The organism is Lederbergia wuyishanensis, from assembly GCF_022900255.1.
Classification (GTDB): domain Bacteria; phylum Bacillota; class Bacilli; order Bacillales; family Bacillaceae_C; genus Lederbergia; species Lederbergia wuyishanensis.
This window is the reverse complement of the sequence record NZ_JALIRM010000014.1, coordinates 1-15,482: the sequence shown is the minus strand read 5'-3', so window position 1 is coordinate 15,482 and position 15,482 is coordinate 1. Positions and strand designations below refer to the sequence as shown.

Annotated in this window: 10 protein-coding genes, 1 other RNA gene and 1 pseudogene; 1 reads left to right on the top strand and 11 read right to left on the bottom strand. The window is 35.8% G+C overall.

The features are described 5' to 3' along the window. Positions 1-217: 217 nt before the first annotated feature. The 4 genes from MT489_RS18050 to MT489_RS18035 form a co-directional block, all read right to left on the bottom strand. Complete coding sequence (locus tag MT489_RS18050) at positions 218-1,234, bottom strand: Gfo/Idh/MocA family protein (protein WP_244682969.1); 1,017 nt, start codon at positions 1,232-1,234, stop codon at positions 218-220. A gap of 106 nt (positions 1,235-1,340) precedes the next feature. Further along, entirely contained in the window at positions 1,341-2,684 is a 1,344-nt protein-coding gene (locus MT489_RS18045; protein ID WP_244682968.1) for a multi antimicrobial extrusion protein MatE, read from the bottom strand. Between the two features lie 70 nt (positions 2,685-2,754). Beyond that, complete coding sequence (locus MT489_RS18040) at positions 2,755-3,927, bottom strand: MFS transporter (protein WP_244682967.1); 1,173 nt, start codon at positions 3,925-3,927, stop codon at positions 2,755-2,757. Between the two features lie 82 nt (positions 3,928-4,009). Further along, positions 4,010-5,113, bottom strand: a complete 1,104-nt coding sequence (locus MT489_RS18035; protein WP_244682966.1) for a Gfo/Idh/MocA family protein — start codon at positions 5,111-5,113, stop codon at positions 4,010-4,012. 163 nt (positions 5,114-5,276) lie between these two features. Here MT489_RS18035 and MT489_RS18030 point away from each other — a divergent pair, with 163 nt between their 5' ends. Next, a complete protein-coding gene (locus MT489_RS18030; RefSeq protein ID WP_244682965.1) occupies positions 5,277-6,509 on the top strand; it encodes an MFS transporter in 1,233 nt (410 codons plus the stop codon). Between the two features lie 86 nt (positions 6,510-6,595). Here the strand turns inward: MT489_RS18030 and MT489_RS18025 are convergent, their stop codons facing one another. The 7 genes and pseudogenes from MT489_RS18025 to MT489_RS17995 form a co-directional block, all read right to left on the bottom strand. Continuing rightward, positions 6,596-7,456, bottom strand: coding sequence for a carbohydrate ABC transporter permease (locus MT489_RS18025; protein ID WP_244682964.1), 861 nt, complete (start codon positions 7,454-7,456; stop codon positions 6,596-6,598). Positions 7,457-7,471: 15 nt separating this feature from the next. After that, the gene (locus tag MT489_RS18020; protein ID WP_244682963.1) at positions 7,472-8,422 is read right to left on the bottom strand and encodes a carbohydrate ABC transporter permease; all 951 of its coding nucleotides are present in this window, start codon (positions 8,420-8,422) and stop codon (positions 7,472-7,474) included. 134 nt (positions 8,423-8,556) lie between these two features. Then, entirely contained in the window at positions 8,557-9,891 is a 1,335-nt protein-coding gene (locus tag MT489_RS18015; RefSeq protein WP_244683083.1) for an ABC transporter substrate-binding protein, read from the bottom strand. A gap of 1,971 nt (positions 9,892-11,862) precedes the next feature. Further along, positions 11,863-12,227, bottom strand: a transfer-messenger RNA (tmRNA) gene (gene ssrA, locus MT489_RS18010). Between the two features lie 139 nt (positions 12,228-12,366). Continuing rightward, a complete protein-coding gene (locus tag MT489_RS18005; RefSeq protein WP_244682962.1) occupies positions 12,367-13,113 on the bottom strand; it encodes a YesL family protein in 747 nt (248 codons plus the stop codon). Positions 13,114-13,238: 125 nt separating this feature from the next. Beyond that, positions 13,239-14,900 carry an extracellular solute-binding protein gene (locus MT489_RS18000; RefSeq protein ID WP_244682961.1) on the bottom strand — a complete coding sequence of 554 codons (1,662 nt, stop codon included), beginning with the start codon at positions 14,898-14,900 and terminating at the stop codon, positions 13,239-13,241. 335 nt (positions 14,901-15,235) lie between these two features. Then, positions 15,236-15,482, bottom strand: a pseudogene (locus MT489_RS17995) (ABC transporter substrate-binding protein); the annotation flags it as partial.

The following is a 15,482-nucleotide window of genomic DNA, read 5'->3' as shown; positions in this document are numbered from 1 at the left end:
ATTCATGTTGTAAAAAGCGTACAATTTTTTAACGTACTCGTTAAAAAGGATTCCCAAGTTATCGGGAATCCTTCAAAAAAAACGCAATATTGGACAAAGGCAGTTCTGTTTTCAAAAACTGGTGTGCAAGAATTCTATTTTATGAGAAAAGCCTCACAACACTTCTTGAATAATTGTCTAATATTTCACCGTTTACGCTATAAAAAATGATAGGTTTTCAGAAAAACACCTTTTTCCCAGTATGAGCACTTTCAATCGCTTTATACACCATGGAGACACTATGAATGTTGTCTGTGCAATCTGTTTCTGCTTTTCGATCTTCTATCAAAGAAGCAAACATTTCGTCTAAACATCCGAAGTGACCATCTTGCCCAGTGTAAGTCTGATTCACTTCAACTCTTTGATTGTCATATAAAAATTTTTGTTCTTCCCCTATGATGGGAACTTCTGCATAAGGAGAATGGGTTCCATCCCATATGGCGGTTCCTTTACTTCCAACTACTCGCCAAGCAGATTCCCATGAAGTCGGAGCACCTTCAGCACTCCAAGACCCACGATAATTAAATACTGCTCCATTATCCATTTCAAATATACAGATGGCAGAAGCGTTACCTTTATACCAAGAACCTTTCGGATTAAATTCGTGACAATAAACGGAAACAGGATTCGCACCTGAAATAAATCTCGCCTGATCAAATGTATGGATTGCCATATCAAGAATCAATGGACTATCCATTTCATCACGAAATCCTCCGAAATGTGGACCTAGGAAAAAGTCTGCATTGATAAAACCTTGATCACCAATTTCACCTGATTGCACTAAATCACGAAAGGCTCTAATTTGTTTATTGAAACGCCTATTCTGCATAACCACATAGCTTTTACCCGATGCTTTTGCTGCATTTTGCATTTCGATCGCGTCCTGCATGGATTCTCCCATAGGCTTTTCGCCAAAAACATTGCAACCTAGTGATAAGGCAGTTACGGTTATATTTTTATGACTGGCTGGAATCGTAACATCAAAAACCAAATTAGCGCCTGTTTCTTTAATGGCTGTACTAATATCAGTGTATGTATTACAGTCCAGACTATATTTTTTTGCAGTATTTTTTGCCGCATCCTCAAATAAATCAACGAGAGCTACAATTTCCGCATCTTTTCTCGTGAGAGCGTATTCAATCCATTGATGCGACATTCCCCCACAACCGGCAACTACTATTTTAAATTCTGCCATTACTACTATCCCCCCATAAAAAGAAATCTCCGAATATTGTTGTATCGGAGAAGTCATATCGTTTTATTTATATTATTATAGTTTTCTATCAACTGCAATATTGTCATTACTGACTTATTTTTTTCCTTCTAATCCCTATTATTGGTTGATGTAAAAACTTCCTCATAAAAATATACGCAATCGTTACTTCAGTCATTACTCCTATCGATTGAGCCAATGCCCCAATGACTCCTCCTCCATTTGGTATTACAAATAGAAGAGTGAATAATACTATAATTGTGATGAGAACATTTCCAGCTTGAGAAAATTGCAATACTTTTGTTTGCCCTTTCAACATCAGCACGCCATTTACAAAATCCAGCCAAGGAAAACATAAAGCAAAAATTATAAAAAACTTTAACGCTAGTAGACTTTGGTCGAGAAGTTCACCTGATACACCCATAATGTGCTGCAATCCCCAAACTCCTATAGGTGAATAAGCAATAACTAATAATAAGATACTAGGGACAAAACTAAAAATAAATGAAAAACGAATGACCGTTTTCGTATCTTGATCGTAAAAGTTAATAACGATTTGGTGGAAATAAGTAGAAAAACTAAGCAATAAATTCAAAACCGATGCTGCTACTGCATACGATGCAACTGCTATTTCCGCTCTCCCACTTGCTCCTAGGACTGCGTTTGTAGCAGGTCCAATAATTACAGCTATTAACGACGCCATTAATAACGGCAGGTAAAACTTTCTCACTTGCTTATGATTTACCACTTGATGATCATCTTTTTTTGCAGGCATTTTTTTTACTAGCAGGCGCCCTTCACTGAAACTTACAATTGCCTCTACTACCATACCGGCTAAGAAAATATAAGCTCCAATATAACCATGATTCACCCAATTGTTCTGTATGATAACCCACGATATCCCCGCCATCACTACTAAACGGATGACCATTCCTATTGTTAACCATTTCGTACGCAAATTTGTAATAATAATTCCTTGGAAGAGACAGCGAATACCAGAAAAAATAGTCACGAACATTAAAACTTTATATACAGACAAAGTCGGTTCAAGCATATGATCTTTAACACCCATGACGCGCGAGAAAAACAATTCCCCAATCGGAGAGTATGCGATAATAAAGCTTAGTATTAATATAGCGGACAATATGAAAATAGTAAGCTGTGAAACTAATTTAAAAGAATTCCTATCACGAACAAGAGTTGCACAAGTTTGTCGTAAAATAACTGCGCACCGTTCAAAGATAGCAAAAAGACTCATCGCTACGGAATAACTTGCAATTACAACCGCCGGATCCGCTGCACGAGCGAGAGTACTATTAATGATAACGTGTGAAATCGTAACGAGACTTGCCGAAATACCTAGCGGAATAAAAAAGTTTAACAATGTCCGAAAAGCGATTTTTTCTCCTTTTACGGATTGTTGAGTGTCCATATAAGATTCCTTCAATCGTATTTTAATTACATATATATTTATACAAGAACTTTAATAACTATTCAAATATTTATTCTACTGACTTTACTTTTAATTTTTTACTTGGCATCCATTTTACCGTAATAAGTGCACCTACAAAACTTAAGCATCCGATCATGATAAAACCTGTTGAAAGACTAGCCAACTCACCAATCCATCCCGCAATAAACGGTCCGCCAAACATTCCTAATGAATATATGGCTTGGAAAAATCCCATTGCAGATGCTCTCCGTTCTTCAGATACAGATTGAATGGCTAATCCCATTAAAACTGGAAACATTAAGCCTTGTGCAAAGCCATTAAAAGCTTGTGTAATAATCAATAATAGCAAACTATCGGTAAATGGCAATAAGACTGTACATATACCTGCAGCTAAAAATCCAATTATAATCGTTCTTTTTTCTCCATATTTTCTAACAAAATATGTTCCGCTCATATAGCCTGCAATTGCATTTGGCAATGTTGATAAAAGAGTCAAAATACTTAGATCCCCGTTTGATGCACCTAAGCTAACTGCATGGAGCGGCGTAAAACCAAACATCGTAGTAAAGGTAATACACTGAACGATAATAGCCATTAAAGAAACAAATAATAATAATTTCTCTCCGCCCATTTTAACAAGTTCTTTTATTTCAACGGGTTTCCTTTCAATAGCTGGCATCTCAACAATTTTTAACGCTAAAATCAATCCAATTAATCCGACAAGTGCACCTGCATAAAAAGGTGCTGTCCAACTAATATACTCTGCTAAAAATCCACCTAGAGTGGTAGCTGCCATTTGCCCTATACTCGTATAAAAACTAATCAAACCCATTGCTTTTGGAGCTTCTTCTGGCTCAAAATAACTTGCAAATAAAACAGTAAACGCAACCCAGCTTGCAGCAGCTACACCGGCAAGTGAACGAAAACCAAAAATCGCCCAAACATTAGTCGTCATGGCAAGCCCCAAGCTACTTAAAACCGCACAAGCTATTCCGGCAATAATAAATAATTTACGTTTTCCAATTGCGTCTGACCAAATTCCTAATGGAATGCGGACGAGTAGCTGGGTAAAACCATAACTCGCAACAACTAGGCCAATCATAAATATAGAGCCTCCTAAATGTTCTACATAAGGAGATAGAATAGGCACATACGTATACATGGAAAACCAATACATCATCGTTACTAAATAGAATAATATTCTTCTTTTTGATTCCATCATTTACTGCTCCTATATACAAAGTCATGAAAAAAATAAGAAAGCAGATCCTTTATCAGGATCGCTTCCTTACATTTCTATTCTATTACATGTCTAAAGTGTATTCTTCTAACCCAACCGGAAGTGGCTTAGGTTGTTCACATGTGCTTTTTAATTCATAATGGGAACCACTTATTGAAGCATCATGGATTCCATGCATAACATCCAATACATGGTAAGCTAAATCTCCATTTGCACGATGAGGTCTCCCACTACGAAGAGCGTACGCCATATCTGCCACGCCCACACCTCTGCTATTATCAATATAACCATGGGTTAAAGGTATTTCTTCCCACTCCCTACTACCATGCTTGCGAAGGTATACAGGCCCACCAAAAGTATTCGGATCTGGTACATGAATAGTACCCTTTGACCCATACACTTCAATATTAGGAAGATTCGAACCAGCCACATCAAAACTTGTAATAAGTGTAGCGATTGCACCATTCTCAAAATCTAGTATTCCAGTAATATGAGTAGGAACCTCTACTTGTATTTTTTGTCCATGCTTCGGTTGACTTGTTATCGTCCTTTCAGGAAAACTAATTCTTGTAGATCCTGTTACCCTACGAATTGGACCTAATAAATTGATAAAAGCAGTTATGTAATATGGCCCCATATCGAACATTGGCCCTCCGCCAACTTGATAATAAAATTCAGGGGCTGGATGCCAGCTTTCGTGCCCTGGGCTCATCATAAATCCAGTAGCTCCTACGACCTGCCCAATCACACCATCATCAATTAACTTTCTGCAAGTTTGAATCCCGCCACCTAAAAATGTATCAGGAGCTCCTCCGACTAATAACCCTTTTTCCTTAGCTATATCAAGGATTCTTTGACCATCTTCACGAGTTACCGCTAATGGTTTTTCTACGTATACATGTTTTCCTGCCTCTAGTGCAGCGATACACACCTCTGCATGCGCTTTCGGAATCGTCAAATTAATAACTAATTCAATTTCAGGGTCAGCAAGCAAGTCTTCAACAGTATACACCTTAGAAATTCCATATTCTTCCGCTCTTGCTTTTGCACGCTCATAATCTAAATCAGCACAAGCAACAATATCTAATACATCAAATTTTTGACCTGCCTGACAATATATACTACTGATATTTCCACATCCAATGATACCTACTTTTACGCTTTTCATAACTTCCTCCTTAACTCTTCTATTTGATAATAGTATAAACAAAACATATTCAATTTTCATTATATTTACAAGTAAAAAATATCATTTACTCTCTATACTATTCTTAAAAATGCACTATACTAGTTTTATGACCTTCTGATGAAATACGAAATGAGGATTTTTTATGTTCAAAAGAATTACTGGGAATGCTCGTGCCTGCTTAGTTGTAGAACCATTATTTATTATTCCTTATAGTCTTTATATCCCTTATGTTTCTGTGTATATGATAGCTCTAGGAGTTGGGAAAACGCAGGTTGGATTAATTGCAAGTTTAGGCTTGGTAGTACAAATTTTCACTTCTTTTATTAGTGGGTTTTTAACAGATCGTTTAGGAAGAAAAAAAGCCTTATTAATTTATGATCTTATTAGTTGGCCACTTGCCGTATTAATATGGACCGTCTCACAAAATATATGGTTCTTTATTTTTGCCGCTATTTTAAATGGATTTCATAAAATTCCACAAACAGCTTGGACATGTCTTTTAGTGGAAGACACAAAACCAAAAGATCGATCAATTGTTTTTACGATTTTGCAAGTCATTGGAGTCGTAGGTGGTTTGTTTGCACCAATCGGCGGCTTATTAGTAAGTAAACTAACCTTAATTCCAGCTGTTCGAATAATGTATGCGATTGCTGGGACATCTATGCTAATCATGATTATCTCCCGGCATTTTATGACACATGAAACGGAAATTGGGTTGTTAAAACAAAAAGAATCAAATAGTATTTCATTTAAGGATACATTTATTGAATACGGTAAAATCATGAAAAATATTGTTAAAAACAAAGGACTTCTTTTAATTTTTGCCGTTTATATCTTCTTCAACTTCCAGATGGTTATGCAAAACACTTATTTATACGTCTACTTAGTTGAGGCATTATCAGTATCCGAATCAACTATTTCTATATTCCCAGCTATATCATCAGTTTGTATGCTATTCCTCCTCTTTTTTGTTATCCCTAGATTCAAAGAGGAGCTAAACTATTATTATATGATGATCGGATTTTCATTATCGATTGTCGCCAATGCTATATTGGTTATAACCAAGGGAAGCAGCTTACTCCCAATCATTATTAGCCTAATTTTATCAGCTGCAGGTGTTCTTATTGCTAATCCATATTTAGAATCAGCTGTAGCCAATTCGATTGAAGATGCAAATCGTGCAAATATGTATTCAATATTGCAAGTTTTCCTATTATTGTTCATTTCTCCTGCAGGAATTATAGCTGGTTTGGCTTATAAAATGGATCCTAGATTTCCATTCATCATTATGGTAAGTTCATTATTAATTAACATCGGGATATTATTATATTTGGCTAAACCATTTTCGCGGAAAAATAAGTTGTTAAAAGCTTAAAATTTGGAAATTAAAGAGACTACCTTATTTAAAATGCCCTTTACAAAAAGTGCATTTTATTTAAGGCAGTCTCTATTTTTGTATCATTATCCTTTTGTTCCTGAAATAACGATTCCTTGAATAAAATATTTCTGTGCAAAGAAGAACAATGTTAATGGTGGTATTACTCCGACAAATGAAGCTGCCATTAATAAGTTCCATGGAGTAGTTCCATATGCTCCTCTAAAACTAGCAAGTCCTAATGAAATAGGATATTTCATTTTTGTACTTAAATAGATTAGTGGACCCATTAGATCATTCCAACGATACATAAATTCCATAATTCCTGCCGTTGCAAGCGCTGGAATGGATAACGGTAAAATAACACGGAAATAAATTGTAAAAAATCCACCACCATCAATTTTAACAGCTTCATCTAATTCCTTTGGAATACCTAAATAAAATTGTCTGAGTAGAAAAATTAGGAATGCACTTGCTCCAAAAGACGGAATGATTAATGGCAAATAGGAATCAATCCAACCGAGCTTATTAAATATCAAGTATTGAGGAATCATTGTTACTTGGGACGGTATCATCATCGTACTTAGAATGAGAGCAAACAGAACTGTACTTCCTCTTGCACGTAATCTTGCAAAGGCAAATGCTACTAATGAAGAGGAAATCGCTGCTCCAAACATAGTTACTAATGTGTACCAGGAAGTATTCCACAAATACATTCCCATCGGATGGGTACCGAATACTTCCTTATAATTAATCCATTGGAACGTTTTTGGAAACATTAATTGCTGGTGAACCTGTCCCAATGTTTGAAGTGAGGTAGAGATCATCCAGTAAACCGGGAATCCGAATAAACATAAACCTACTAATAATAGGATATAAACAAAAACTTTACCGCTTAAGCTTAATTGACCATGCTTGAAAGTCTTATTTTTGACAGCTAATTGCATACGATCGCCCCCCTACTATTTCGACTCATATTCATAGTGTACCAACCTTTTAGAAGCCCATAAGGAAAGCATAGTGAATGTGAAGATGATAATGAATAATATCCATGCTTGGGCAGACGCATATCCCATCCTAAATTGGCCAAAGGCAGTATCAAATAAATAGAGTACGTAAAAGTAAGACATCCAATCTGGGCCACCTCTAGTAATGATATAGGCTTGTGTGAATACTTGGAAGGAACCTATAATGCCCATAATTGTATTAAATAATATTACTGGTGAAATAAGTGGTACTGTAATTTTAAAAAATTGTTTAAATTTACTCGCACCATCTATTGCAGCCGCCTCATATAATTCTGCTGGTAACGATTGCAAACTTGCTAAGAAAATAACCATTGTGCCCCCAACAGCTGTTAGCTGCATTAGCACCATCGAAGGAATTACCGTTTTAGTATCCGTAAACCAACCCGGACCATCAATTCCAAATAAATCACTCAGCAAGCCGTTTACAATTCCAAAATCAGGGTTCAATAACCATGACCATAGAAATGCTACGGAAACGCCCGATATAATAGAAGGCGCATAGAACATCGTCCTAAAAAAAGCCTGTCCCCTTACCTTTTGATTAAGCAATACTGCTAATGCAAGCCCAATAATAATACTAAAAGGCACTGCAAGAACAACATAATACGCGGTAACCGTAAGTGATTTATAAAATAATTTGTCATTAAATAATTTCGAAAAGTTATCAAGGCCTGTAAATGTTGGTGAATCGATAACATTATAGTTACTAAAACTCAAAGCTAAAGAAGCGATAATTGGACCACCTGTGAAAAAAATAAATCCGATAATCCAAGGGGAAATAAATATCCAAAATGCTCTTTCTTCTTTTCTTGCCTCTGCAGAAAGCTTACGTTTTTTTGGAATTATCACATTTTGATTTGTAGAAATACTTGCTTTTGGTTCCATTTTATAGTCCCTCCGTTTTTTCTTTAAAGGGTGATTCGTAGTCTGGGTCCCTGCTAACACATAATTAATATTGTGTTAGTAGGGGTGCCATACATACGTGGCACCCTCTAATTGTATACTTGGTTAATTATTATTTAATCCAAATCCAATGAACGGAGGTTCTTATCTATTTCCTTCAAGCCCTCGTCTACTGTCTTTTTGCCTTCGTAAACGGCTGTCATTGTTTGATCAATGGTCGTTCCAATAATTGAGAACTTAGTAATCAAGTGATTGTCTGCTTCTTTACCATCAACAAATGCACCATCATTAACTTGTTTGATGTCTTCAACTGACATACCAGTAATTTCAGCCATTTGTTGATACCAATCTTCCATTAAAGTTGCATCTGCCGGAGTAGCTGATGTTGCTTCCATAAATGATTTTGCTGCACCATTTGGATCAGCAAGGAATTTTACGAATTCCCAAGCTTCATCAGGATGTTTACTTTTTGCACTAATATTCCACGGGTCTACGTATAAAGTCGGTATACGTCCTTCTATATAAGGAATTGGTGCAACTCCCCAGTTGAACTCTGCAGGCTTATATGCCCAGAAACCCCAACCACCATTAACGACCATAGCTACTTTTCCAGTCATAAAAGGATCGCCAAGCTGAGAAACAGCATCTAAAGCAGAAGGTGTAGGTGAAACCTTATATTTATTGATTAAATCAGTAAAAAATTGAAGTGCCTCAGCATTTTTAGGATTATCTAGGATTGCTGGTTCTCCCATAACCCCAGTTGTATATGCTTCTGGTTTAAAGAATTCTCCTCCGAATGACCAAGCTTTACGTGCAGGTGAGTTGTTATCAAGTAATCCGTAAATCTTGTCAGCAGCTTTACCGTTATCTTTTGTTAACTTTTGTGCGTATTCAAGAGCCTTATCCCAGTTCCATGATGTATCATTCCAATCAGTCGGTGGATATTCTAATCCTGCTTCATCGAACAAATCTTTGTTATAAAATAGATAACTTCCAATCCCTAACATTGGAATTCCATAAATCTTTCCATCAATCTTATAAATATCCATTAAGTGATCCGGAATTCCCTTAAGCTGTTGAGCATCGTTTTGCACATAAGAGGTTAAATCTAGTAATGCATCCATACCACGATATGTTGCAAATCCAGAGTTAGCCCAGTTGGAAGACCATACATCCGGCACGTTTCCACTAGAAATCATTGTCGTTAAACGTTGGTCTATCTCATCTTGTGGAATCGTTTCCAATTTTACTTTAATATTAGGATTCTTTGCTTCAAAATCCGCGATCGTTTGTTCTTCCCACTTAATCATATTGGCATCTGTTCTTACTAGCCAAGTAATTTCTACTTTTTTACCACCCTTGCCTCCAGCTGAATCTCCACCACATCCAGTCAAAGCAGCCGATATAACTAAAATAAAAATCATCATAAATACCTTGTAGATACTTGACACTTTCTTCAACCCAGTTACCCCCTTTTTAATGTTTCAATGGTTACAACATTTGTATAAATGCGCCAAATGATTATTGTGGAAAACCACCTCCTTAATTATTTCGTCACTACTTTATTCCTAAACAACCATAATTTTATAAGACAAAAATCATAGTTAAGCGATTACATTTCTTAATCAATCAAACATTCAGTCTATTTTTTATAAATACTATCATATGTTTTCCATAATTGGAAGATTATTTTTTTCATTGGGAATTTTTGTAGAAAAATCTCACAAACATTGTCATTTTTTCTCGTTTGTTGACTAAAAAACTTTATGAACAAATAGTTTTTAAGATTAAAAGTCAATAAACAGAGAGACTGTAACCTTAATAATAATTAGTCCTTAAGGAGAAATATGAATTCATTGATGGAATTATGCCATTTTCTAAAGCAGAAAAGCAATGGGCAAAAAGTATTGAGGGAATAAATAGTTGAAAGGTAATGATGAATTTTTCGGAACACTAATAAATTAATATTTGAATTATCGTGGTAATATGGAGGTTAATGAGGAAAAAACGGAATGATATAATATTTATTTCTAAACGATTAATGAGCGGTTTGATCATTTTTATTTCTTAAAGATTTAGAAAAGATACAGAGATTGATGACCTAAATCTCCCCAAACTTTATTAGATTAAAAAGGCACCAATACTGTAATTGGTGACCTTGACCCTCAGCTTTTATTCTTTCAAGGGAACCATTAGCGTGATTGATAACCTTAACACCTATCTTTTTTGTTCTCGAGGGCACAATAGTGTGATTTATTTGATTTTAAATTGTTGATGAGTCCACCCTACAAATTGTTTAAAACATGAGGTAAAAGAACCTATACTTTTATGTCCAACAACTAATATACATTTTAGGGGATCGTGTTCGAGGGTACAATAAAATTTCCTTGCTCGCTTCAATCCTTAACTCAGATATAAAATGGTGTTTTTCCATAGCTTCTTAAAGGATCTTAAAAAATAGACGTACTGTAGCCAAATTTACCAGCTAGCTCTTCTGAAGTGCTTTATTGATCCAAATGGTTTTTCATATATTCAATTTATTTTTCAATAGCATATAACAGTTCCTTATCCATTACTATCACCTAGAGACTATATTTCACAATAACCATACTAATACTCACCTTCAAAAACAGCGTCTGCTCTCAAAATTATACACATTTCCTATTTGCTTCTGTGACAAATAGATAAAGTATTTACCTTTTTCAATAGTAACCATTTATTATTTCGGGTATTATAAAAGTATACAGAAGCATATTTTAAAAACAGACCGCTGGTGCTGGAAACCACGGTTACGTTGAAGCACTACGCGGTCCATACAATAGAAGGTTCCCTCCATGGGCAATCGGCTATTAGCAGGATATCAACCCACCCCTTATGCTTGGAGGCTCAAGGGTGGGTTACTTTTTTGGTCCAGTTTGTAGCATTGCCACGAGTAAGCCTGCAAAGGTACACGCAAAAATCAACGCTTCAAAGACCGACACAAGCACTCCCCCTTTCTATAGAGGTATGCTGACCACCCTTGAGAAACCAATTCTATTGATTTTTTAATTATATCACTATTCTGATAACATGTCTGGAGTTTTCTTCCAAATAGGATGATTGACTTATGTAAAATTTTTTACCTGGGTCTTCAATACTGTAGACCGGGTATTATTTTTCCTTGCAATCTAAACATCTTTGCCTTAATTGGTATAGGATAAGCTATTTTTGAATGATAAAAGCCAGTTATTCCTTATTTTCAAGGAATTAACTGGCTTTTTTACGATAAGAATATATGAGATTTCAAAGATTGCAATTTTACTGCAGTGTAATCTAGCTAAAATATTAATAAGACAAAATAACATACGACATATTAGTACTGGATGAGTTTCACAGTATTATTTTTGAAAAAAGATCAAAATAAAAACCACCAAATATGTATTTGGTGGAGACGGCGAGAGTCGAACTCGCGTCCAGAAACATCGCCACTTAAGCGTCTACGAGTGTAGTCAATATATTATTGTTTCGCGTCTTCTTTCGCCTATCGACGGGCATCCGAAGCGCTAGCCTGATTGGTCTCTTCCATGGTCCTCAGGCGGAGGACTTCCGGCGTAGCCCACTTAGAGTGAGTCCCTTACCCTACCACATGGGCGATGGAGGGAGGAACCGCTTCGACTGTTATTAAGCAGCGAATGCGAAGTTGTTGTTTTCTTTGCCAGTTATTATTGGCTTTGACGTTTTTACGAGGACGATCCCCTCGACTCGCAACCCAAGCTCGAACTATCCCTGTCGAATCCGTAACGTCCCCATGATAAGAAGATGTTTTTAGGTACTATTAGTAACCATGATCAAAACATCTGAGGTGTTACATAAATTATTATAACATTTGTTCGTAAAAATTCAAGGTTTACTGCTTGGTTTTACAATAAGTACCAACTAGAAAAAGTTTATTTTTCTGTACTTTCTTCCGAGTTTTGAACTGTATTTTCAACCGAACCTTCAAGTTTTTCAACTAATGATTTCATTTTTAAAAATATCCGATAATATCCATAAAAAGATAAATAAGCTATGATTGAACCTATGCAAAATGGAATGAGGACTGGTATATATTTGATTAACATAAAAACTAGCATTCCACTTAATAATGCTATACCAATAGTATAATGAGGATTTCCAATAGCCAGCAAAATCGATTTTACAAGTGAATCCTTTAATTTAACTTGAAAATGAACAGTATCTGAAAAGAAATGAACAGTAATAGTAAACAGGAATATTGTAATAGCTACGTAAAAATAAAATGATACTGAACCCATTTTTACACCAGAAGTTAAAAAGTTGTAAAGCCATGCAGACCATATTGGTACAATAATAAGGCCTCCAAGCAAGCTCCTTACATAGTTTTCTTTATAATATTTCCAATAAGAAGCGATAAGTGTCATGGATTTTTTTTCTAGTATCCAATCTCTAACAACTCCAAACATTGCTGTTGTTGCAGGAAAAAAGAAAAATGGTGTTAAAATGGCTAATGTGATAACAATTAATTGAAGTTTTTCAAAAGAATCTGCATAAAGCAAAGTCAGTACAAAATAGACGATTGGTAAATTAAAAAGCAACCATAGAATATTAGTTAGCGAAAATTTCATAATCCATTCAGAAACTGCAAGAAGTATCCTTGAAAAGCCTGTGTATCCCATGATGTCCCCCTCGAAACAATCTTTCTTGTTTAGAATAACATAAGGGCCTGACCTCGGCACGTATATAGAGTGTCAAATATATGACACTCTATACAGCACGAAGTGGCCCTTTTGTATATGGCTAATTAGTTACCAGCCATTTTCGCTTTGTTTTCTTGCCATTTTTTTGTTTTAAATTCTAATAATTTCTCATATCCTACAGATTTAGCATCTTTTTCTGCTTGATCAAGGATTTTAATGACTTCTTCGTCGCTCTTCGCGTGTACTGATTTCGCACGAGCTTCGTCATAAATATCGTTAACTCGCTGTTCAATTATACCTTCTTCAGAATCTGGCATTGGAGAAAGGTTAACGTATTCAGTTGTATTATATTGTGTTTTCCAAGTAATTTGAGATTGATATCTTGTAGCCCAGTTTTGTTGTTCTTCTGGTAATGTCATCTCGAATGCAGTTTTGGATTTGTCAATATATACAGTGTTTCCAGCCCATTGAAGTGGATCTGTTGCTTGCATTAATTTATCGCGTTCTGTAGCATCTGTAACAAACTTCTCGGTGAATACAGGAGCTTCTGCTATTCCATCAACAGCATGAGTTCCTTCCCAATATAAACCTTCTGGTCCCCAGAATATATGACGTTGACCTTCAGGTCCAGTATACCAGTCTAAGAATGCAAAGATAGCTTCAGGATTTTTTGCTGCTTTCGTGATAACACTTACGTTCCATCCTAGCTGTGACCAGCTTCCTGTCCAAATTTTATTTTTATCTAAGCCTTCTTTATGGAACGGCCAAACCATGAATAGCCCCGCATCTGGATCTTGATCTTTTAATAATGAGTGGGCTAAGTTAGAATTAACTGTTGGACTGCTTCCTGCATAAACTGCAAATTTACCAGTCATTACTTTTTCCTTAACCTGGTCAGCTGTTTGTGTTAAAGCATCTTGTGAGATAAGTTTTTCACGGAAAAGCTTGCTGACATATAGCATAGATTCTCTATAAACAGGATCTGCAAAGATAGAAGTTAGCTTATCACCTTGTGGAACCGCACGCATTCCTACAAATGCTGTCGTATGATCTTCACCAAAAGCGGAGTAAAGGATATCAAGTCCGTCTCCTTGGCCAGGCTCATAAGGAATAATATCAGGATATTTTTCTTTTACTTGTTTTAAGAAAGCATAAAGATCTTCTGTTGTTTCTAATTTTGGAGAACCTAATTCTTTATATATTTTATCGTTTACAACATAACCTGAGTTACCGTTTGGTTGAGTTGTATACCAGTTTGGAAACTGATAAATATGTCCATCCTCAGAACGAAGCATATTAAGTGTTGATTCGCCAGCCCATTCTTTAAGATTTGGATATTTTTCGATGTATTCATCAAGTGGAACAAGCATTCCAGCCTCACGAAGTTTTTCTACATCTGGACCACGATCCATCCAGATAACATCTGGCAGTTCATTACTAACAATCATCGTATTGAACTTTTGGGCTGCGTTACCACCAGAGGAAACGGACTTTACGTTAACTTTTTTGTTTTCTTTAATCCATTTTGAAGCAGCATCCTCACCCCAATTTGGCATTGTGTACCAGTCGTAATGACCGTACATTGTGTATTCTAGCTCGTCCTCACCTAATACGAATCCTTCACTCTTACCACCTGAATTTTTTGATCCGTCACCGGTATTGCCTTTGTTATCACCGGCACTATCTTTTGAGCAACCGGATAATACACTAAAAGCCATAAGTAGAGCGACTAGAGATAAAGTTAAAAACTTCATCTTGTTTCTCATTCATTTTTCCCCCTAATTATACTTTATATATATTTAAAGCTTGCGCCTTAAACCAATCTAAGCATGGATAAATGCGGTTGCAACTATCCATAAAATTAAAACGCTTACCTTTCACAAAAAAATATATATGGTGTTATTATTACAAAAATAAAAAAACCTTCATGAAACCCTTTTCATCATATTGTTATAATCATTTTAAACTTGGTGTAACAAATAGTCAATAAATACTTAAGAGAATTGTAGAATATTGTTGAAACAAACTAAAAAAGCCACTTCAGAAACATAGAGTGTCAATTTAATAACACTCTATGTCTGATGTGGCATTTTATTATTTATTAGTTACCAGCCATTCTATCTTTGTTTGCTTGCCATTTTTTCGTTTTGAATTCTAGCATTTTACTATATCCGACTGCTTGAGCATCTTTTTCTGCTTGGTCCAGAATTTTTAGCACTTCTTCTTCACTCTTCGCATGAAGGGCTTTCGCTCTTGCTTCGTCATAGATATCGTTGACACGTTGCTCTGCTAAACCTTCTTCTGATTCAGGAAGCGGAGAAAGGTTAGAGAACTCTGTACCATTTGCT

Coding starts and splice junctions, on each gene's coding strand:
- MT489_RS18050 (WP_244682969.1), bottom strand. CDS start 1,234: ATGGCAGAATTTAAAATAGTAGTTGCCGGTTGTGGGGGAATGTCGCAT.
- MT489_RS18045 (WP_244682968.1), bottom strand. CDS start 2,684: ATGGACACTCAACAATCCGTAAAAGGAGAAAAAATCGCTTTTCGGACA.
- MT489_RS18040 (WP_244682967.1), bottom strand. CDS start 3,927: ATGATGGAATCAAAAAGAAGAATATTATTCTATTTAGTAACGATGATG.
- MT489_RS18035 (WP_244682966.1), bottom strand. CDS start 5,113: ATGAAAAGCGTAAAAGTAGGTATCATTGGATGTGGAAATATCAGTAGT.
- MT489_RS18030 (WP_244682965.1), top strand. CDS start 5,277: ATGTTCAAAAGAATTACTGGGAATGCTCGTGCCTGCTTAGTTGTAGAA.
- MT489_RS18025 (WP_244682964.1), bottom strand. CDS start 7,456: ATGCAATTAGCTGTCAAAAATAAGACTTTCAAGCATGGTCAATTAAGC.
- MT489_RS18020 (WP_244682963.1), bottom strand. CDS start 8,422: ATGGAACCAAAAGCAAGTATTTCTACAAATCAAAATGTGATAATTCCA.
- MT489_RS18005 (WP_244682962.1), bottom strand. CDS start 13,113: ATGGGATACACAGGCTTTTCAAGGATACTTCTTGCAGTTTCTGAATGG.
- MT489_RS18000 (WP_244682961.1), bottom strand. CDS start 14,900: ATGAGAAACAAGATGAAGTTTTTAACTTTATCTCTAGTCGCTCTACTT.